Here is an 18,814-nt window from a genome sequence, read left to right as displayed (position 1 = left end):
TAGGATTGATTGCTGCAGATCCTGCATCAGTTGCAGCGCCACCTGGCGCAGCTGCACAGGCGGGCAGGTTGTGTGTCGGCGAAGAAGAGTTCGTGATAGATGCGCACTTCGTCTTCGATCTGCTCGTTATTGGGCATGATCTCGCCACGAACCTTCTGGTTGCCCAGGATCTGCTTGGCCGCCTTGCGCTTGGCGGTGCCATAGTCGGCGCCATCTTCGGCGATCATGCGCGCGGCGGCCGCGGCGATTTCGGCGCGCAATTGCTCGGTGGGGGAGGTGAATTCGAATTCGGACATGGGCGACATCATACCGCCTTGCGGCCTGGGCCTGTTTGGCCGGGCTCAGGATTGCCTGCGCATGACTATTCGCGCCGCATCAGCGTCGTCTGCGGGCTCTCGCCGAACAGTTTCTTGTAGTAGCGCACGAAAAGATAGAAATGGGTAAAGCCCCAGCTCAGGGCGATGTGCTGGACGTCTGCCGGCACCGACGGGTCCAGCAGGTCTTCCCTCACCCGCCCCAAGCGCTGCGTGCGCAGGAACTCCATGGGGGTCATCCCCTTGTACTTGCGGAAGCCCAACTGCAGGGAGCGCACGCTGATGGCGGAATGCTCGGCAATGTCAGCGAGGCTGATGGGGACCGCCAGGCTGGCCCGGATGAACTCGACGGCCCGCTTGATCTGGCGCGGGGCAGGCGCAGGCGGATGGCTTGCCAGCACGTGCGAGTAATTGTGCGGCAGGTTCTGCAAGATCATGTAGGCCGCCGCCTGCTGCAGGTTGACCAGCGCCAGCGGGGCCTTGATCAAGGGCGCCTTGCCCGAGAGACCTTGCGCAATGATATCGATGATCGATCTGAGCGGTGCCAGTACATGGGGATCATGGATCAGCGGGTAGTGAAAGCGGATGGGCTTGTGTACCGGGGCATCCAGCAGGTGAGACAGCTTGCGGGTCAGGCATTGAACAGGGAAGAACAGCCCTTCGTCCGAGGAAGCACTGGAGCCGGCGAGTTGCCTGACCTGTTCCAGATTCTGGATGATGGCGCTCCCGCTGCTGCAATACAGAGCCTCCTTGGCAGACGTCCAGGAGGTTTCCCCACTGCGTTGGATATGCAGGCTGTAGCCGCTGGCCTCGGGGGCATGTTTGACCTGCCAGCCTGTCTTGCTGGTCGAGCGATACGCGGCACCGACGGGAATCGGGAAATACTCACCCTCGTAGCTGGCCTTGGAATGCTCGGTCGTGGGTGCTTCGACCCGGATGCCGGTCTCGCGGAAGAACTCATCGAAGGCGTTGGGGGTGGCCAGCTTGATTTCGGTGCTTGCCTGCCCGGCTGTGACGGGGCCTTGTCTCTTCAAGTGAATGTCGATGAGAAAAGCTAGCAGTGGCATCGTCCGTCAATATGAATTCATTCCAGCCAAGAGAATCTCGCGATGTGGAAGGAAATGTTTAATAAAAGTTTAAGTTTTCCGTGTGATTCTCCCCCATGCCTCTGGTGGATATTGGAAGGAAGCGAAGCCGCTCCAAAAAAAACGCAGGAATTTATTGATAAATTGGCACTACCTTGGCGATCACGTTAACGTCCAACGGACTGCGTGATGAACTGCGACCTTCTCATGAACCGGTTCTTCATGCCCATCTGAACAATATCGCCAAGGGGGTGCTCATGAACTGGTTTTATCACCGCAAGATCGGAACCAAACTGCTGCTGGCCTTTGCCAGCATCCTGATGCTGACTGCCTTTCTAGGTGGGTTCGCCATCTTGCAATTGGGCAAGGTCAACGATGCAGCAAGTGAGCTGGCGACCAACTGGCTGCCCAGCATCCGTTCTCTCAACGACATCAAGGTGGCGCTATCCCGGGTGAGAGCCAACGAGGCCCAGATGGCGCTCTATGAGAACGACTCCGGTGAGCGCACCACCATCGTCAACATCATGAACAAGAACCTCGACAGCCTCACGGCGGCCCGCAAGCAATACGAGGGCCAGATCTCGGAGCCGGGCGAAAAAGCCCTCTACCCGAGCGTCAAAGAGCGCATCGAAAAATTCATCTCCTTGCACGACCAGACCCTGACGCTGCTGAGCGCGGGCCAGGCGGACCAAGCCAAGCAGCTCCTGCTGGGCCCCGCCTTCCAGAATTACCTGGCGCTATTGGATGAGCTGGACAAGCTGGCCCAGGTCAACCTGGATGGCAGCGTCCAATCCGTTCATATAGCAGAAGCTACATATGACCAATCACGCTTTGGGATCATCGCCCTGCTGGTGGGCAGCCTGTTGGTCGGCACGCTGCTGGCGGTGTTCATCGCGCGCATCATTTCCGCGCCGCTGCGTACCGCCGGTGCCTTTGCCAACCAGGTTGCCGCGGGTGACCTGACGGCCGAGATCAGCGCCAGTTCCCGGGATGAAACCGGGCAACTGAGCATGGCACTGGCCGCGATGAACGAGAGCCTGCGGCGCATCGTCAGCCAGGTCCGTAGCGGCACCGAAACCATTGCCACGGCCTCCAACCAGATCTCGACGGGCAACCTGGACCTGTCCTCGCGCACCGAAGAGCAGGCCAGCTCGCTGGAAGAAACCGCCTCGGCCATGGAGCAACTGACCTCCACAGTCCGGCAGAATGCCGAAAATGCGCGCCAGGCCAACCAACTGGCATTGACTGCCTCGTCCATTGCCCAAGAAGGCGGCAAGGTCGTGCACCAGGTCATCGAGACCATGGGCAACATCGATGCCTCCTCCAAGAAGATCGTCGATATCATCAGCGTCATCGACGGCATCGCCTTCCAGACCAATATCCTGGCCTTGAATGCGGCGGTGGAAGCGGCCCGGGCCGGCGAGCAGGGCCGCGGCTTTGCGGTGGTGGCCACCGAGGTGCGCTCACTGGCCCAGCGCTCGGCCACGGCCGCCAAGGAAATCAAGAGCTTGATCGACAGTTCGGTGCAGCAGGTCGGCGTGGGGAGCACCCTGGTGCAGCAAGCCGGGGCGACGATGGGCGAAGTGGTGGCCAGCGTGCAGCGCGTCACCGATGTGATGACCGAGATTTCGGCTGCCAGCAGCGAGCAGACCCAGGGCATCGAGCAGGTCAACCTGGCCATCACCCAGATGGATGAAGTGACCCAGCAGAACGCTGCCCTGGTGGAAGAAGCGGCGTCGGCCTCGCAATCGTTGTCGCACCAGACCCGGCAATTGTCCGAGCTGGTGGGGGTGTTCCGCCTGCCGGGCGGGGCGGTGCACGCAACTGGCGCAGCGCTGGCCGAGGCAGCGCAGCCCGCGACCCGGCCACGTCCTGCCGCCTCTCCTGCGCCCAGCGTTGCCGCCAGCCCCAAGGCCAAGCCCGCGCCCAGCGCCATTGCCGGCCCCGCCAATTCGGATGAGCTATGGGAAACCTTCTGATATAACGAGGAGGGCGCAATGGGCGAGATCACCAAAGCCGACCTTGACCGGATTCGCCATGAACTGGCGTCGGTCTATCACGATGCGGCCTGGAAGGTGGCATCCCTGATCATCCAGGCCAGTGCGGTGCGCAATGGCCTGGACCAGCCGTTGGCACCCGAGGAGTGGGAAAGTCTGAACCTGGTCATCAACCGCCTCAACAGTGCCGCCCGCCATGCGGAGAAGGTAGTGAAATACCTGGAACGGCCCCGGCGACCCTAAGTCCTGCACGGTAGCGCATCCGGCCCGGGCGCTACGCCCGGGATGGCAGACGTTGATAGGGGGAATGCGTGGGCTCAGGTAAAATCTCGGGATTACACCCCAAGATTCGCTATGCATATACACATTCTCGGCATCTGCGGCACCTTCATGGGCGGCCTGGCCGTGCTGGCCAAAGAGGCTGGCCATACCGTGACCGGCTGTGACGCCAATGTCTATCCGCCGATGAGCACCCAGCTCGAAGCCCAGGGCATCACGCTCATCCAGGGCTTCGAGCCGTCCCAGGTGGACCTGCAGCCCGATCTGTTCGTCATCGGCAACGTGGTCTCGCGCGGCAACCCGCTGATGGAGGAAATCCTCAACCGCGGCCTGCCCTATGTCTCCGGCCCGCAATGGATGGGCGAGAACATCCTGCAGGACAAGTGGGTATTGGCCGTGGCCGGCACCCATGGCAAGACCACCACCTCGGCCATGCTGGCCTGGGTGCTGGAACAGGCGGGCTACCAGCCGGGCTTCCTGATCGGCGGGGTGCCGATGAACTTCGGCATCTCGGCGCGCCTGGGCAGCGATGGCCAGGGTGGGCCGTCGCCCTTCTTCGTCATCGAAGCCGATGAATACGACACCGCTTTCTTCGACAAGCGCAGCAAGTTCGTCCACTACCGCACCCGCACCGCCATCCTGAACAACCTGGAATACGATCACGCCGACATCTTCCCCGATCTGGCAGCGATCGAAACGCAATTCCACCACTTGGTGCGCACCGTGCCGGGTATCGGCAAGCTCATCGTCAATGCTCGCGAAGCGGCGCTGCAACGCGTGCTGGCACGCGGCTGCTGGAGCGGACGTGAAGATTTCGGCGTGGCCGCAGGCCAGCCGGGCTGGTCGTTGCAGACCCAGGAGGATGGGCGCTTCCAGGTCTGCTTCGACGGCCAATTGCAAGGTACGGTCCAGTGGGAACTGACAGGTGAACACAATCGCATGAATGCCGTAGCCGCCATCGCCGCTGCCCGCCATGTCGGTGTGCCGACCGCCCAGGCCATCGAGGCGCTGGGCGCCTTCCAGAGCGTCAAGCGGCGCATGGAGTTGCGCGGCAGCGCCAATGGCGTGGCCGTGTATGACGATTTCGCCCATCATCCGACCGCGATTGCCACCACCGTGGCCGGCCTGCGCAAGAAGGTCGGCGCGGCCCGCATCCTGGCGGTGCTGGAGCCGCGTTCCAATACCATGAAGCTGGGCACCATGAAGGAGGCGCTGCCGGGCAGCCTGGCAGAGGCCGACCTGGTCTTCGGTTACGGTGCCCAGTCCGGGCGCGACGCGCTGGGCTGGGACCTGGCCGAGGCGCTGGCTCCCCTGGGTCAGAAGGCCGCCGCCTTCCACGACCTGGATCGCCTGGTGCAAGCCGTCAAGGCCGCGGCCCAGCCGGGCGACCATGTGCTGGTGATGAGCAATGGCGGCTTCGGCGGCGTGCACCAGAAGCTGCTGGACGCGCTGGCATGATCCTGTACCTGCACGGTTTTCGTTCCTCGCCGCAATCGTTCAAGGCGCGCGTGATGGGACAGCGCATGGCTGCACTGAGTTTGCAGAACCAGTATGTCTGCCCGCAACTGCCGGCTTCGCCGGCCGGTGCCATCGCCCTGGCCGGATCGCTGGTGGCCGGCGTGGACCCGGCGCAGTTGACCGTGATCGGCTCTTCTTTGGGTGGCTTCTATGCCACCTGGCTGGCCGAGCACATCGGCTGCCGCGCCGTGCTGGTCAATCCGGCAGTGAAGCCGCCGCGCGACCTGGAGTCCTATGTCGGCGTGACCACGCAATACCACTCCGACGAACCCTTCGAATTCAAGCACGAATACATCGCCGAGTTGCGGGCCCTGGTGGTGCCGGCCATCACCCGGCCCGAGCGCTATTTCCTGCTGGCCGCCACCGGCGACGAAGTGCTGGACTGGCGCGAGATGGTGGCCCACTATCCGGGCGCTCGCCAGACCGTCATCCAGGGCAGCGACCATGGCATGGCCGAGTTCGCCGATCATCTCGATGCGGTGCTGGCCTTCTGCGGTGTGGATGTTGCCGGCCGGGCGGTGCGTTGATGCAGGCAGGGGTTCGCACGGCGCGCTGGATGGCGCATCCGCAGGCGCTGGCCGCGCTGCGGGTCGCCGATGGCGACCTGATGCGCCGCACCCGCGCCTGGCTGGCCGATCCGGGTTCGATGACCCTGAAGCTCAAGGCGCGTACCGAAACCTTCACCGTGCGCCTGCTGCGCCAGCGTCCCGGCCGCATTCTGGCCGATGAACATGAAGCATTGTGCATATCGGCCCGTAGCCGGGTGGTAGAGCGCGATGTCATCCTGCTGGCCGATGGGGCGCCGGTGGTGTTCGGCCACACGGTCTTGTCCACCGCCTCGGTGAAGTCCGACTGGCCTTTTTTCAGCAAGCTGGGCAGCACCCCGCTGGGCGCCAACTTGTTCTTTGATCCGCTGGTGGGGCGCCGCCCCATCCAGTATGCTCGCCTGAGTGCCGGCCACCCGCTGATGCACCGCATCGCGCAAGCTCTGCCAGGCAGCGAATTACCGACCAGCCTCTTGGCGCGCCGCTCGCTGTTTACCCGGCGCGGCGGCGTGCTGATGGTCACCGATGTTTTCCTGCCGGCACTGGAGGCGCTCATGCGCCCGGTGCCGGCTCACGTACCGATTGAAAAGCGATAGAAGCAGATGAATTTACTGTTCGAAGAATCCGGCGACTTCAAGGCCGGCTCCATCATGACCCAGCAGGGCGAGTCCTACCAGGTCGAGATGGCCTCCGGCAAGCGCGCCAAGGTCAAGTCGCGCGATGCGCTGCTGCAATTCGCTGCTCCCTCGCCGCAGGAATTGCTGCAACAGGCACAAGCCATCGCCGAGGAAATCGACCTGGATTTCCTGTGGGAAGTGGCCGGCGAAGAAGAATTCGGCTTCACCGACCTGGCCGCCGAATATTTCGGCCATGCCCCACTGCCGCCTGAAGCGGCCGGCCTGTTGCTGCGCCTGCATCAGGCGCCGATCTATTTCTACAAGAAGGGCCGTGGTCGCTACAAGGCTGCCCCGCAAGCCTCGCTACAGGCGGCCCTGGCCGGACTGGAAAAGAAGAAGCAGCAACTGGCCGCGCAAGCGGTATATGTCGAGGAGTTGAAGGCTCACAAGTTGCCAGAGGCCTTCCGTCCCATCGCTTTGCAATTGCTGTTCAAGCCGGACAAGAACGGCATCGAATTCAAGGCCCTGGATGCCGCCGCCAAGGAATTGCAGACCACCCCGCAGCGCCTGATGCTGGCCGCCGGCGGCGTGGCCTCGCCCAAGGATCTGCATTACGCGCGCTTCCTCTACGAATTCTTCCCGCGCGGCACCGGCTTCCCGGCCATCGCCATCCCGCCGGCCACGACCGATCTGCCGCTGGCCGACGTGCAGGCCTTCTCCATCGATGACGTCACTACCACCGAAATCGACGATGCCCTGTCGGTCACGCGTTTGCCCGATGGCAAGCTGCGCGTGGGCATCCACATTGCCGCGCCGGGCCTGGCCATCAAGCGCGGCGACGCCATCGATGCGATTGCCCGCGCCCGCATGTCCACCGTCTACATGCCGGGCGAGAAGATCACCATGCTGCCCGACGACTTGGTGGCCGCCTACACGCTGGACGCCGGCGCTGCCCGTCCGGCCTTGTCGCTGTATGCCACGCTGGATCCTGCCAACTGGGAAGTGCTGGCCACCGAGACCCGCGCCGAACGCGTGCCCATTGCCGCCAACCTGCGCCACAACGACCTCGATGAGCTGGTCACCGAAGAAGCCCTGGCCGACAATCGCGGCGACTATCCGCACAAGGAAGAAATCTCCCTGTTGTGGCAATGGGTGCAGTTGCTGGAACAGGGCCGCATGGCCAAGCGCGAGAGCTTCGGCCTGCGACCGGAGCAGAACAATCGCGTCGACTTCAACTTCTATGTCGACAATGACGTGGTCAGCATCGTGCGTCGCCGCCGTGGCGCGCCGCTGGACAAGATCGTGGCCGAGTTGATGATCTTTGCCAACAGCACCTGGGGCAAGCTCATGGCCGATCATGGCGTACCCGGCATCTATCGCGCCCAGGGTGGCGGCGCCGGTGGCTGGGCCGCCAAGATGCAGGTGCGCATGGTGACCCACGCCGCGCCCCACCAGGGCCTGGGCGTGGATCAATATGCCTGGAGCACCTCGCCGCTGCGCCGCTATACCGACCTGGTCAACCAGTGGCAGATCCTGGCCTGTATCGAGCACGGCGTGACCGCGCCGCTGGTGGCACCCTTCAAGCCGCGCGATGCCGACCTGTTCGCCATCGTCTCGGGCTTTGATGCCGCCTATTCCGGCTACGCCGACTTCCAGTCCACCATGGAACGTTACTGGTGCCTGCGCTGGCTGGCCCAGGAAAACGCCCGCACCGTGGAAGCAGTGGTATTGAAGGATGAAATCCTGCGCCTGGTCGACATCCCCTTGGTATTGCGGATGCCGGGCCTGCCGCAACTGGCGCGTGGCCTGCAGGTCAAGCTGGACCTGCTGCGCTGGGACGAGGTGGACTTGAGCGTGGAGGCGCGCCTGCTGGAGGTGCCCACCGCTGCTGCCCAGGCGCTGGCCAGCGACCTGGGGGAAGAGGATGAGGAGTTGCTGGAGGGCATGGCCGCGCTCGGCGCCGAGCAGCAGCAGGAGGACAGTGCGGTCGCAGAAGATGGCAGCGCTCCGCAAGACGCCCCGCCAGAGGCCGCCGCCACGGCGCAAGATGGCGAAAACCGTAGCGCCGAAGCGGCGCAATGAGGCAGTGCTGGCGTAGAATTGGCGCTTTGATCAATATGCTCGTTGCTGCTTGCCTGCTGTGAATCTGTTTGCCCAACACCGTCTGCTGAGCATCGCGCTGGGCGTTTCGCTGCTGGTGCATGGCCTGTTGCTGGCCGTGCATTTCGTCGCCCCCGACGCCTTGCGCTTCAAGCCGTCCGACCCCGAGCTGGAAGTCATCCTGGTCAATGCCAAGCATGACAAGAAGCCGGTCCAGGCCCAGGCGCTGGCCCAGGCCAACCTGGATGGCGGCGGCAATGCCGAGGACGGCCGCGCCAAGTCGCCGCTGCCGGACATGCAGCACGTCGAGAGCGGCGACAGCGTCAAGGCGGCCCAGCGCAAGGTGGCCGAGCTGGAACAGCAGCAGCGCAAGATGCTGGCGCAGTTGCAGGCCTCGCAGCAGCACGTGGCCAGCGCCGACCAGCACCAGCCCACCCAGGCAGCGCAACCGGATGCGCGCGACCTGACCGAAACGGCGCGCGCCATGGCGCGCATGGAAGCCGAGGTGGCCAAGGACATCGCGCAGTACAACAAGCGTCCGAAGAAGACCCAGATCACCCCCAGCACGCGCGAAGTGGGCTATGCCCAGTACTTCAAGGCGCTGCAGGACAAGATCGAAAAAGTCGGTACCCTCAATTTCCCGACCCGGGACGGCAAGAAGCTCTATGGTGAATTGCTGGTGGTCATTCCGGTGTTTCAGGATGGCACTCTCTACGAACGCGATGGCGGCGTAGTGGTGCGTTCCAGTTCCGGCAATGCCGCGCTGGACCAGGCGGCGGTGGCCATCGTGCGGCGCTCGGCACCCTTCGGCCGCTTCCCCGAGAATATGCGCACCAGCGGCAAGGATGACGTGTGGGAAGTCATCGTGACCTTCCGCTTCACGCGCGAGCAGGGTGTGCAGGCACAACTGGGGGCCGGTTGAGCAGAGCGGGGCAGTATCGGACAGGACAACAGACAATAAAAGGGAACAGGCAAACCACCATGGATGAATACGTCGTCATCGGCAATCCGATTGCCCACAGCAAGTCGCCCGAGATCCATGCGCAGTTTGCCGCCCAGACCGGCCAGCATCTGCACTACGATCGCCTGCTGGTGCCGTTGCGCGGCTTCAAGGCGGCGGTGCAGGTGTTTCAGCGGCGCGGCGGATGCGGCGCCAACGTCACCGTTCCCTTCAAGCTGGAAGCCCACGCCCTGGCCGACCAGTTGACCGAGCGTGCGCGTCTGGCCGGTGCGGTCAATACCCTCAAGTTCGAAGAAGGCCGCATCCTGGGGGACAACACCGATGGCGCCGGCCTGGTCACCGACATCATGAGCAATGCCGGCCAGGTGCTGGAAGGGCGTCGCATCCTGCTGCTGGGCGCCGGTGGCGCTGCACGCGGGGCCTTGCTGCCGCTGTTGCAGCAAAAGCCGCGCGAACTGGTGATCGTCAACCGTACTGCCGCCAAGGCAGCCGAGCTGGCCAAGCTGTTTGTCGAATACGGCCCGGTGCGCAGCGTGGCCTATGCCGAGCTGGACGGGGTGTTCGATGTCATCATCAACGCCACGTCGGCCAGCCTCTCGGACGACCTGCCGCCCTTGCCGGTGGCGGTGTACGGCGGCGAAACCCTGGCCTACGACATGATGTATGGCCGCCAGCCCACCGTGTTCATGCACAGCGCCCAGCAGCACGGCGCCAGCGTGCGCGATGGCCTGGGCATGTTGGTGGAGCAGGCCGCCGAAGCCTTCCAGTGGTGGCGCGGGGTGCGCCCCGCTACGGCCGAGGTGTTCGCCAGCCTGCGCCAGCAACTGTCGCAGTAATTGAGTGGCAATGAGTGATCTGATCTCTGACCTCTAGATCACTGCATGAGCACACGATGAGAACCCCCTGCAACGACAGAACAAGAACAGGCACATGAAATCGCTACGCAAGCTGCTCTTCTGGATCATCGTCCTGCCCATTACTCTGGTGCTGCTATTGCAGTTGTATTTCTTCGTCCAGATCTGGTGGTGGAAGGATCACAACCCGGAATCGACCAGCTTCATGCGTCACCAGTTGGAACTGTTGCGCGAGAAGGATCCCAACGCCCAACTGCAATTCCGCTGGGTGCCCTATGCGCGCATCTCCAACAATCTCAAGCGCGCCATCATCGCCTCCGAGGATGCCAATTTCACCGAGCATGACGGCATCGACTGGGAGGCCCTGCAAAAGGCCTACGAAAAGAACGAGAAGAAGGGCAAGGTGGTGGCCGGTGGTTCCACCATCACCCAGCAACTGGCCAAGAACCTGTTCCTCTCGGGCGAACGCAGTTACCTGCGCAAGGGCCAGGAATTCATCATCACCTACATGCTGGAATTCCTGCTGGACAAGCAGCGCATCTTCGAGATCTACCTCAACGTGGTGGAGTGGGGCAATGGCGTCTTTGGCGCCGAGGCGGCCGCCCAGCATTACTACCGCAGCACCGCAGCCGGCCTGGGCGCCGAACAGGCCGCGCGGCTGGCGGTGATGCTGCCGCGTCCGCGCTACTACGACCGCAACCGTGGCTCGGGTTACCTGGCTGCGCGGACCAGCCTGATCCTGCGCCGCATGAACGCGGCCACGCTGCCGCCGGTGCACAAGTAATCCACCTGGGCTGCCGCGCCCAGATGGCCGCGGTATGACCGCCGCATGACGGCGGCCCGGTGTTGACCACCGCGGCGCCGCTCGTGCTTGCCTGGCGCTGGGGTTGAACGTACACTTGCGCACGTTTCGCGCCTGGCGCGCCAGGCTGCTTGTCCCCCCATCCGCGTTCCACCCAGCGAGAACCCATGATCAATGTATTCGTGTTGCAAAACGGACGACTGAGCCAGGTCAACATCGACAGCCGCACCGACCTGGAACAGGCCGCGCCAGTCTGGGTGGACCTGACCGAACCGAACGATGAGGAACGGGCCTGGGTCAAGAGCATCTATGGCGTCACCCTGCCGGACGAAGATGAGTTCAGCGACATCGAAGCCTCGGCCCGTTACTTCGAAGCCGAAAACGGCGACCTGCACCTGCGCACCGATTTCCTGTTCGAAGGCGACGACGATACTTCGTCGACCATGACGGTAGCCTTCATCCTGGCCCGCAATATCCTCTTCTCGGTCCATGCCGAAGACCTGCCGGTGTTTCGCCTGGTGCGGATGCGCGCGCGTTCGCGGCCCGGCTCGATTGGCGACTACCGCGACGTGCTGCTCGATCTCTATGAGACCGATGCCGAATATTCGGCCGATGCGCTCGAAGGCATCTACCAGAAACTGGAAGCGGTCAGCACCAGCGTGTTGAAGAAAAGCCTGTCCGACCAGGATGCCGCCGAAGTGCTCAACACCATCGCCCACGAAGAAGACTTGAACGGACGCATTCGCCGCAACATGATGGATACCCGGCGCGCAGTGAGCTTCCTGATGCGCGGGCGGCTATTGAGTTCGGAGCAGTTCGAGGATGCGCGCCAGATCCTGCGCGACATCGAATCGCTGGACGGCCACACCGCCTTCCTGTTCGACAAGATCAACTTCTTGATGGACGCCACGGTGGGCTTCATCAACATCAACCAGAACAAGATCATCAAGATCTTCTCGGTGGCCTCGGTGGCCTTCCTGCCGCCGACCCTCATCGCCAGTATCTATGGCATGAACTTCAAGGTCATGCCGGAACTGGATTGGGCCGTGGGTTATCCGCTGGCCATCCTGATGATGGTGGGTTCGGCCATCGCACCGTTCTGGTATTTCCGCCGCCGCGGCTGGTTGAATTGATGCCTGTCTGCTGAGGGCGACGTCCTCATTTCTCCGACAAGGATTCCCGGACTTCTCCGATGCCGCGCGCGGGTGGCCCGCGGCACACTGTGTCCATCGCACATTGCATCGATGCATTTTTTGTCGAGGAGAATCCCATGTCCATCCGTCACCACTACATTTCGCTGGTCATCGTCAGCGCCAGCTTTGCCGGTATCCTGATCGGCTGCGCCAGCCCGCAGCAGCCCTATGGTGCCGCGCCGGACCCACAGGCGAACGTGGCTTCCTATTCCGGTACCGGCGTGGTCGAGGCCATCGAAGTGACCCACAAGGAGAGCAACGGCGTGGCCGGTGCAGTCGTGGGTGGCGTGGCCGGTGGCCTGCTGGGCAATGCCGTGGGTGGTGGCACTGGGCGTACCTTGGCCACCGTGGCTGGGGCCGCAGGTGGTGCCTACGCCGGCAACCAGGTCCAGCGCAACAATTCGGCCGGCCACCAAATCTATAACGTCCGCGTGCGCATGAGCGATGGTTCCTTGCAGACTTTTGCGCAGGAAGACAATACCGATTTCCGCGTCGGTGACCGCGTGCGGCTGGATAACGGTCGTATCAGCCGTTACTGATCCGATTGATATCTGACCTCTGATCTCTAACATTTCTAACATTGATAGAGATCAGGCCGTCAGTGATACGGTGCGCAAAAAAGCCGTCCTGCATAACGCCGGACGGCTTTGTCGTTGCTGCGAAACTGCCCGGGACTGCCTTCAAGCCGGATACAACGCCCCCAGTACCCTTAAGCCGCGCGCCCCGGTCACGGCCGGCAGGTTGCCCGGCAAGCGCAGATCGAAGCGTCGTGCCAGCCAGGCAAAGGCCAGCGCCTCGACATGCTGGGGCGCCACGCCCAGTACCGCCGTGGATTGCACGCGGGTGTGCGGTGGCAGTTGCTGCTGCAACATGCGCATGAGCAAGGCATTGCCGACGCCGCCGCCGCAGACATAGACCTGGCGCGCATCGGCGGCATGGAGGCGGATGGCGTCGGCAATCGTGCTGGCGGTGAGCATGGCCAGCGTGGCTTGCACGTCATTGGCGGCAATCGCCTCTCCGGTGCGCGCCAGCGCCGCTTGCAGCCAGTCCAGGTGGAACAGGTCGCGGCCCGAACTCTTGGGCGGGGCGGCATGGAAGAAGGCTTCTTCGCGCAGTTGCCGCAGCAGCCCGGCATGGACCTGGCCCGAGGCGCCCCAATCGCCATCGGTGTCATAGGCGCGTTGCTGGTGCAGCTGAATCCAGCCATCCAGCAAGGCATTGCCGGGGCCGGTGTCGAAACCCGAGGCCCCCTCCTCGCCGGCCGGCAGGATGCTGATGTTGGCGATGCCGCCGATGTTGACCACCACCCGCGATTGCGTGGCATCGCCAAAGATGGCGCGATGGAAGGCCGGTACCAGCGGCGCGCCCTGGCCACCGGCGGCCACGTCACGGCTGCGCAGGTCGGCCACGATGTCGATACCGCACAGCTCGGCCAGCAGCGCCGGGTTGTTGGTCTGGCGCGTAAAGCCCAGCTCGGGACGGTGGCGTATGGTCTGCCCATGCACGCCCACCATGCGGATATCGCCAGCGCTCTTGCCCGTCTGCAGCAGCAGTTGCGCCACGCAATCGGCGTAATGCACGGCCAGCGCATTGGCGGCCATCGCTTCGCGTTCGATCTCGTTGGGGCCGGCGGCCTGCAAGGCCATCAGGTCGGCGCGCAGGTGCTCGGGGAAGGGCACGTAGGCCGCCGCCAGCGTGGCCGCGAGGGTCTGGCCGTGGAATCGGGCCAGCACGCCATCGACGCCGTCGAGGCTGGTGCCGGACATCAGGCCGATATACAGATGGGAAGCGTCGGAAGAATCGTTCATGGCAGACAGGCAAAAAAAGAAAAGGGCGGCCGCTGATTCTACAGCGGCCGCCCCCACAGGCGATATGCGACAGTGGCCGCTTACTTGGCTGCCGCCAGCTTCACATCGGGTGCACCCGGCACGCGCAGCATGGCCATGCGATGCTGCATGTCGGCCGCCACCGTGCGGAAGCGCTGCAGTTGCGGGCCGGTCAGGGCCTGGTTGTTGGGCACCTCCACCGACAGCGGATTGCGCGGCTGGTTGTTGACGCGGAACTCGTAATGCAGGTGCGGGCCGGTCGCCCAACCGGTCATGCCGACGAAACCGATCACGTCATTCTGGCTGACCTTCATGCCCTTCTTGAGGTTGGGCGCGAAGCGGCTCATGTGGCCGTAGGCGGTGGAGTAACCGCTCCAGTGCTTGATGACGACGATGTTGCCGTAGCCATTCTGCTGACCCACGAAATCGACCACGCCGTCAGCCGCCGCATGGATGGGCGTGCCGGTCGGTGCGGCGAAGTCCACCCCGGTATGCTGCTTCCACTTGCCCAGGATGGGATGCAGGCGCATCGAGAAACCGGAAGAGATACGGGTGAAGGCCAGTGGCGACTTCAGGAAGGCTTTCTTGAGCGACTTGCCGTCGAAGGCGTAGTAGCCGCCGCCGCCGGTCTTGCTGGCCGGGTCGCTGAACCACACGGCCTGGTAGCGGTTGCCGGCATTGTCGAATTCACCGGCCAGCACGCGCCCGGTGCGCACCAGGTCGCCGTTCTGGTAGTAGGTCTCGTAGACCACGTTGAAGCGGTCGCCACGGCGCAGGTCGGAGGCGAAGTTGATGTTGGTGGCGAACATGTCCACCAGTTGCATGGCCACCGCATCGGGGATCTGCGCGGCATCGGTGGCGGCAAAGAGCGAGGAGAAGATGATGCCGGCGCGCATTTCCACGCGCCGCTCCAGCACCGCCGGCTGGGCCTGGGCGGTGAGCTTGCCGTCCTGGCGCGAAATGACCAGGTTCTTGGGGGTGTCGCTGCCATCGTCCAGCGTAGCCGAGAGCTTGACCAGTTCGCCATTGTCATCGGTCTGGGCCACGACCCGCTTGCCGGCGCGCAACTGCATCACCGAGCGCGCCAGGGTATCGGACTTGATGAAGGCGGTGGCTTCATCGTCATCCACGCCCAGACGGTTGAGCAGGCTGGCCAGGGTGTCGCCGTTGCGCACCCGCTCTTCGTTGACGTAATACTGCGCGCGTTCTTCCAGCGCGCTGATCTGCTGTTGCAGGTCGGGCAAGGCCAGTTCCTTGGAAATCGGATTGACCGGGGCATCGCGCAGGTCCGGCTCGGCCGGGGCGAAGCCGGCGGCACCGATGGTGAAGGCCGCCAGGAACAGGGCGCTGGCGCCGATGATGCGGGTCTTGGGCGAGGAGGTGGCGACTTTGTGGTGGCAGGACTGCAACGCGGAGCAGCACCGGGACGTGAGGTGCTTGAGCTTATCTTGTGGGAACATGCAAACCGAATACGTTAAAATCTGATGTTTCCGTGGCGGAGAGCGGGTATTGGCTGCAAATGCGGCGTTCCTGTCCCCCCGCCGTATTGCGCCCGCGTAACAATCTGCTACCGCACGGGTTGAAATTTTTTCTGCTGATGAGCTTCTGAGGCCGCGTCCTGGCGCTGGGCAGAAAAAACGGAAGTCGGGATTATAGCAACACGATTTAGCGGTCCTGTCCTACAAAAGCCTATTTTTTAGTTATATCGATGAACGCCGACCAGTCCACCTCCGCCGCTGCTGCGCCTGCCCAGGCAGCCCCCTCCCGCCTGCCCCTTACCGACAAGGTCCAAGAGGCACTGGCCATCACCAAGCGCGGTATCGATGAGTTGCTCATCGAAAGTGAATTTGCGCAAAAGCTGGCGCGCGCCGAGCAAAGCGGCCAACCGCTGCGCATCAAGCTGGGCCTGGACCCGACCGCACCCGACCTGCACCTGGGCCATACGGTGGTGTTGAACAAGATGCGCCAGTTGCAGAACCTGGGCCACCAGGTGATCTTCCTGATCGGCGACTTCACCTCCATGATCGGCGACCCGTCCGGCCGCAACGCCACCCGTCCGCCGCTGTCGCGCGAACAGATCGAGATCAACGCCAAGACCTACTTCGCCCAGGCCAGCCTGGTGCTGGACCCGTCCAAGACCGAGATCCGCTACAACTCCGAATGGTGCGACGCCCTGGGCAGCCGCGGCATGATCCAGCTGGCCTCGCGTTACACCGTGGCGCGCATGATGGAGCGCGATGATTTCACCAAGCGCTTCAAGGAAGGCACGCCGATCTCGGTGCATGAATTCCTCTACCCGTTGATGCAGGGTTACGACTCGGTGGCCCTGAAGTCCGACCTGGAACTGGGCGGCACCGACCAGAAGTTCAACCTGCTGGTGGGTCGCGAACTGCAAAAGGACTTCGGCCAGGAGCCACAGTGCATCCTGACCATGCCGCTCTTGGAAGGTCTGGACGGCGTGGAAAAGATGTCCAAGTCCAAGGGCAACTACATCGGCATCACAGAACCGGCCAACACCATGTTCGCCAAGGTGATGAGCATTTCCGACGTGATGATGTGGCGCTACTACGAGCTGCTGTCGTTCCGCTCCATTGCCGAGATCGCCGGCTACAAGGCTGAGGTCGAGGCTGGCCGGAACCCGCGCGACATCAAGGTAGCCCTGGCCCAGGAAATCGTGGCCCGCTTCCATTCGCAGCAGGCCGCCGAAGATGCGTTGGCCGACTTCGTGAACCGCTCCAAGGGCGGCATCCCGGACGACATCCCGGAAGTCTCGTTGTCCGGCGCCCCGCTGGGCATCGGCCAGTTGTTGAAGCAAGCCAACCTGTGCGCCTCCACTTCCGAAGCGCTGCGCATGGTGGAGCAGGGCGGTGTGCGCATCGATGGCACCGTCATCAGCGACAAGAGCCTGAAGGTCGAAGCCGGCCAGTGCGTGGTGCAGGTGGGCAAGCGCAAGTTCGCGCGCGTCACCCTGGCGTAAGCTGGAGCGCGCATGATCGCCCTGTTGCAGCGGGTCAGCCAGGCTGCGGTCGTGGTGGAGGGCCAGACCCTGGGCGCCATCGGCAGCGGCCTGATGGTGTTGGTCTGCGCCGAGCGCCACGACACCGTGACCCAAGCCGATGCCCTGTTGAAGAAGCTGCTGGCCTATCGCGTTTTCAGCGATGCGGCCGGCAAGATGAATCGCAGCGTGACCGATGTGCAAGGCGGCTTGTTGCTGATCCCGCAGTTCACGCTGGCGGCCGATACCAAGTCCGGGACGCGCCCCTCCTTTACCCCGGCGGCCGCGCCGGAACTGGGACGGCAATTGTTCGACCACTTCGTCGAGCGTGCCCGGGCGCAGCATGGGCAGGATAGGGTCGGCACGGGCCGCTTCGGGGCCGATATGAAGGTTTCTCTGACCAATGATGGTCCCGTGACGTTCTGGCTGCAGGTGAGCCCGGTCAACCCGACGCTGCCCTCAGCCGATATGAAGGATATGCAATAAAACGTAAGCCGGGATTGAAGCCCGTCCGCGCGTCCCCACATGAATTTGCAACGTGTTCTGAATCTGGCCTTACTTTAGGAGGTGATATGAAATTCTGGAGCGATTCTTTCAAGGACGGCGGCAACATCCCCGGTGAATTCGCCTTTGCGGTGATGGACCCCAAGACCCACGTTGCACTCTCGGCCAATCGCAATCCCCATTTCGCCTGGAGCGAGCTGCCGGCGGGTACCAAGTCGCTGGCGCTGGTGGTGCACGACCCCGACGTTCCCTCGCGTGGCGACGACGTCAACCAGGAAGGCAAGACCGTGCCGCTGGAATTGCCGCGCGTCGATTTCTATCACTGGACCCTGGTCGATATTCCTGCCAGCGTCAGCCAGATCAAGGCCGGGCAGTTCAGCAATGGCGTGAGCGCACGCGGCAAGCCGGGGCCGGCGGTGCTGGGCGATGTCATGCCGGGCGCGCGCCAGGGCATCAACGACTATACCGGCTGGTTTGCCGGCGACGGCGACATGCGCGGCGACTACTTCGGCTATGACGGCCCCTGCCCGCCGTGGAACGATGCGCTGGTGCACCGCTACATCTTCACCCTCTATGCGCTGGACGTGGAACAGTTGCCGGTGGCCGGCAACCTGGAAGGCTCGGTGGTACTGACCGCGCTGCGCGACCACGTGCTGGAGCAAGCTTCGATCACCGGCCTGTACACCCTCAACCCCAACGCCGTACCGCGTAGCTGAACTCCCCGCATGACCGACATCCTGCTGATCCGCCACGGCGAAACCGACTGGAACGTGGACAAGCGCCTGCAAGGGCATATCGACATCGGCCTGAACCAGGCCGGCCAGCGCCAGGTGTTGGCGCTGGGCGAGGCGCTGGCGGGAGAGGGCATCGATGCCATCTTCGCCAGCGACCTGCAGCGCGCCCGCGACACGGCCCAGGCCGTGGCCGATGCAGCAGGACTGGAGGTCTTGATCGATGCGGGCTTGCGCGAGCGCTGCTATGGCGCGTTCGAAGGCCTGCGCCACATCGAGATCGAAGCGCGTTATCCCGACGCCTATCGCCAATGGAAGGCACGCGACCCGGACTACCGTTATCCGGCCGGCGAGCGCATGGCCGAGACCATGCGGGAGTTCTACGAACGTTCGGTGCAAGCCGTGCAGCGCGTGCTCGGCTCGGGCCGCTATCGCAAGGTCGCCATCGTCACCCATGGTGGCGTGCTGGAGTGCGTGCATCACTGGGCCAGCC

General features: G+C 63.5%; 18 protein-coding genes and 1 pseudogene. 15 read left to right on the top strand and 4 right to left on the bottom strand.

Going from position 1 to position 18,814, the window contains the following annotated elements:
- A pseudogene (locus I5W_RS10940) lies at window positions 1–305 on the bottom strand (hypothetical protein); the annotation flags it as partial.
- A 56-nt stretch (window positions 306–361) separates the two neighbouring features.
- The gene (locus I5W_RS10935; RefSeq protein ID WP_252716991.1) at window positions 362–1,348 is read right to left on the bottom strand and encodes a helix-turn-helix transcriptional regulator; all 987 of its coding nucleotides are present in this window, start codon (window positions 1,346–1,348) and stop codon (window positions 362–364) included.
- A 308-nt stretch (window positions 1,349–1,656) separates the two neighbouring features.
- Here I5W_RS10935 and I5W_RS10930 point away from each other — a divergent pair, with 308 nt between their 5' ends.
- From I5W_RS10930 to I5W_RS10880, 11 genes are all read left to right on the top strand, one after another.
- Entirely contained in the window at window positions 1,657–3,378 is a 1,722-nt protein-coding gene (locus tag I5W_RS10930; RefSeq protein WP_044529242.1) for a methyl-accepting chemotaxis protein, read from the top strand.
- Window positions 3,379–3,396: 18 nt separating this feature from the next.
- Window positions 3,397–3,639 (top strand): hypothetical protein, encoded by a 243-nt coding sequence (locus tag I5W_RS10925; RefSeq protein WP_017451997.1) that lies wholly within the window; start codon window positions 3,397–3,399, stop codon window positions 3,637–3,639.
- A gap of 111 nt (window positions 3,640–3,750) precedes the next feature.
- Window positions 3,751–5,133 carry a UDP-N-acetylmuramate:L-alanyl-gamma-D-glutamyl-meso-diaminopimelate ligase gene (gene mpl / locus I5W_RS10920; RefSeq protein ID WP_017451998.1) on the top strand — a complete coding sequence of 461 codons (1,383 nt, stop codon included), beginning with the start codon at window positions 3,751–3,753 and terminating at the stop codon, window positions 5,131–5,133.
- Window positions 5,130–5,720 (top strand): YqiA/YcfP family alpha/beta fold hydrolase, encoded by a 591-nt coding sequence (locus I5W_RS10915; RefSeq protein WP_044529241.1) that lies wholly within the window; start codon window positions 5,130–5,132, stop codon window positions 5,718–5,720. The genes mpl and I5W_RS10915 overlap by 4 nt, the downstream gene beginning before the upstream one ends.
- Window positions 5,720–6,334 (top strand): chorismate--pyruvate lyase family protein, encoded by a 615-nt coding sequence (locus tag I5W_RS10910; protein WP_044529240.1) that lies wholly within the window; start codon window positions 5,720–5,722, stop codon window positions 6,332–6,334. Before I5W_RS10915 ends, I5W_RS10910 begins: the two co-directional genes overlap by 1 nt.
- A gap of 6 nt (window positions 6,335–6,340) precedes the next feature.
- Window positions 6,341–8,437 (top strand): RNB domain-containing ribonuclease, encoded by a 2,097-nt coding sequence (locus tag I5W_RS10905; RefSeq protein WP_044529239.1) that lies wholly within the window; start codon window positions 6,341–6,343, stop codon window positions 8,435–8,437.
- Window positions 8,438–8,495: 58 nt separating this feature from the next.
- On the top strand, window positions 8,496–9,377 hold the full coding sequence (locus I5W_RS10900) for a TonB C-terminal domain-containing protein (RefSeq protein WP_026052032.1): 882 nt from the start codon (window positions 8,496–8,498) through the stop codon (window positions 9,375–9,377).
- 59 nt (window positions 9,378–9,436) lie between these two features.
- On the top strand, window positions 9,437–10,252 hold the full coding sequence (aroE, locus tag I5W_RS10895; RefSeq protein ID WP_044529238.1) for a shikimate dehydrogenase: 816 nt from the start codon (window positions 9,437–9,439) through the stop codon (window positions 10,250–10,252).
- Window positions 10,253–10,346: 94 nt separating this feature from the next.
- Complete coding sequence (gene mtgA, locus I5W_RS10890; RefSeq protein WP_044529237.1) at window positions 10,347–11,054, top strand: monofunctional biosynthetic peptidoglycan transglycosylase; 708 nt, start codon at window positions 10,347–10,349, stop codon at window positions 11,052–11,054.
- A gap of 185 nt (window positions 11,055–11,239) precedes the next feature.
- Window positions 11,240–12,205 (top strand): magnesium/cobalt transporter CorA, encoded by a 966-nt coding sequence (corA, locus tag I5W_RS10885; protein WP_017452005.1) that lies wholly within the window; start codon window positions 11,240–11,242, stop codon window positions 12,203–12,205.
- 137 nt (window positions 12,206–12,342) lie between these two features.
- Window positions 12,343–12,804, top strand: a complete 462-nt coding sequence (locus tag I5W_RS10880) for a glycine zipper 2TM domain-containing protein (RefSeq protein ID WP_017452006.1) — start codon at window positions 12,343–12,345, stop codon at window positions 12,802–12,804.
- 141 nt (window positions 12,805–12,945) lie between these two features.
- On the opposite strand, the gene I5W_RS10875 is transcribed toward I5W_RS10880, so the two are convergent.
- Complete coding sequence (locus I5W_RS10875; RefSeq protein WP_044529236.1) at window positions 12,946–14,073, bottom strand: anhydro-N-acetylmuramic acid kinase; 1,128 nt, start codon at window positions 14,071–14,073, stop codon at window positions 12,946–12,948.
- 80 nt (window positions 14,074–14,153) lie between these two features.
- Window positions 14,154–15,551: a M23 family metallopeptidase gene (locus I5W_RS10870; protein WP_044529235.1), complete on the bottom strand. Its 1,398-nt coding sequence runs from the start codon at window positions 15,549–15,551 to the stop codon at window positions 14,154–14,156.
- A 248-nt stretch (window positions 15,552–15,799) separates the two neighbouring features.
- Here I5W_RS10870 and tyrS point away from each other — a divergent pair, with 248 nt between their 5' ends.
- The 4 genes from tyrS to I5W_RS10850 form a co-directional block, all read left to right on the top strand.
- Entirely contained in the window at window positions 15,800–17,068 is a 1,269-nt protein-coding gene (tyrS, locus tag I5W_RS10865) for a tyrosine--tRNA ligase (protein WP_044529234.1), read from the top strand.
- A gap of 12 nt (window positions 17,069–17,080) precedes the next feature.
- Window positions 17,081–17,572 (top strand): D-aminoacyl-tRNA deacylase, encoded by a 492-nt coding sequence (dtd, locus tag I5W_RS10860; protein ID WP_044529233.1) that lies wholly within the window; start codon window positions 17,081–17,083, stop codon window positions 17,570–17,572.
- Window positions 17,573–17,658: 86 nt separating this feature from the next.
- Entirely contained in the window at window positions 17,659–18,306 is a 648-nt protein-coding gene (locus I5W_RS10855) for a YbhB/YbcL family Raf kinase inhibitor-like protein (RefSeq protein WP_017452010.1), read from the top strand.
- 9 nt (window positions 18,307–18,315) lie between these two features.
- A partial coding sequence (locus I5W_RS10850; RefSeq protein WP_044529232.1) for a histidine phosphatase family protein occupies window positions 18,316–18,814 on the top strand: 499 nt, incomplete at its 3' end.

It is taken from the genome of Herbaspirillum sp. B65 (assembly GCF_000333555.1).
Lineage (GTDB): Bacteria > Pseudomonadota > Gammaproteobacteria > Burkholderiales > Burkholderiaceae_D > Herbaspirillum > Herbaspirillum rubrisubalbicans.
The sequence above is the reverse complement of the archived record's forward strand: the minus strand, read 5'-3'. Positions and strand labels throughout refer to the sequence as shown.

What these genes read in the sequence shown, in the direction of transcription:
- mpl (WP_017451998.1), top strand. Translation starts at nt 3,751, where the DNA reads ATGCATATACACATTCTCGGCATCTGCGGCACCTTCATGGGCGGCCTG.
- mtgA (WP_044529237.1), top strand. Translation starts at nt 10,347, where the DNA reads ATGAAATCGCTACGCAAGCTGCTCTTCTGGATCATCGTCCTGCCCATT.
- I5W_RS10855 (WP_017452010.1), top strand. Translation starts at nt 17,659, where the DNA reads ATGAAATTCTGGAGCGATTCTTTCAAGGACGGCGGCAACATCCCCGGT.
- I5W_RS10880 (WP_017452006.1), top strand. Translation starts at nt 12,343, where the DNA reads ATGTCCATCCGTCACCACTACATTTCGCTGGTCATCGTCAGCGCCAGC.
- I5W_RS10905 (WP_044529239.1), top strand. Translation starts at nt 6,341, where the DNA reads ATGAATTTACTGTTCGAAGAATCCGGCGACTTCAAGGCCGGCTCCATC.
- corA (WP_017452005.1), top strand. Translation starts at nt 11,240, where the DNA reads ATGATCAATGTATTCGTGTTGCAAAACGGACGACTGAGCCAGGTCAAC.
- I5W_RS10875 (WP_044529236.1), bottom strand. Translation starts at nt 14,073, where the DNA reads ATGAACGATTCTTCCGACGCTTCCCATCTGTATATCGGCCTGATGTCC.
- I5W_RS10930 (WP_044529242.1), top strand. Translation starts at nt 1,657, where the DNA reads ATGAACTGGTTTTATCACCGCAAGATCGGAACCAAACTGCTGCTGGCC.
- I5W_RS10915 (WP_044529241.1), top strand. Translation starts at nt 5,130, where the DNA reads ATGATCCTGTACCTGCACGGTTTTCGTTCCTCGCCGCAATCGTTCAAG.
- tyrS (WP_044529234.1), top strand. Translation starts at nt 15,800, where the DNA reads ATGAACGCCGACCAGTCCACCTCCGCCGCTGCTGCGCCTGCCCAGGCA.
- dtd (WP_044529233.1), top strand. Translation starts at nt 17,081, where the DNA reads ATGATCGCCCTGTTGCAGCGGGTCAGCCAGGCTGCGGTCGTGGTGGAG.
- I5W_RS10910 (WP_044529240.1), top strand. Translation starts at nt 5,720, where the DNA reads ATGCAGGCAGGGGTTCGCACGGCGCGCTGGATGGCGCATCCGCAGGCG.
- aroE (WP_044529238.1), top strand. Translation starts at nt 9,437, where the DNA reads ATGGATGAATACGTCGTCATCGGCAATCCGATTGCCCACAGCAAGTCG.
- I5W_RS10870 (WP_044529235.1), bottom strand. Translation starts at nt 15,551, where the DNA reads ATGTTCCCACAAGATAAGCTCAAGCACCTCACGTCCCGGTGCTGCTCC.
- I5W_RS10925 (WP_017451997.1), top strand. Translation starts at nt 3,397, where the DNA reads ATGGGCGAGATCACCAAAGCCGACCTTGACCGGATTCGCCATGAACTG.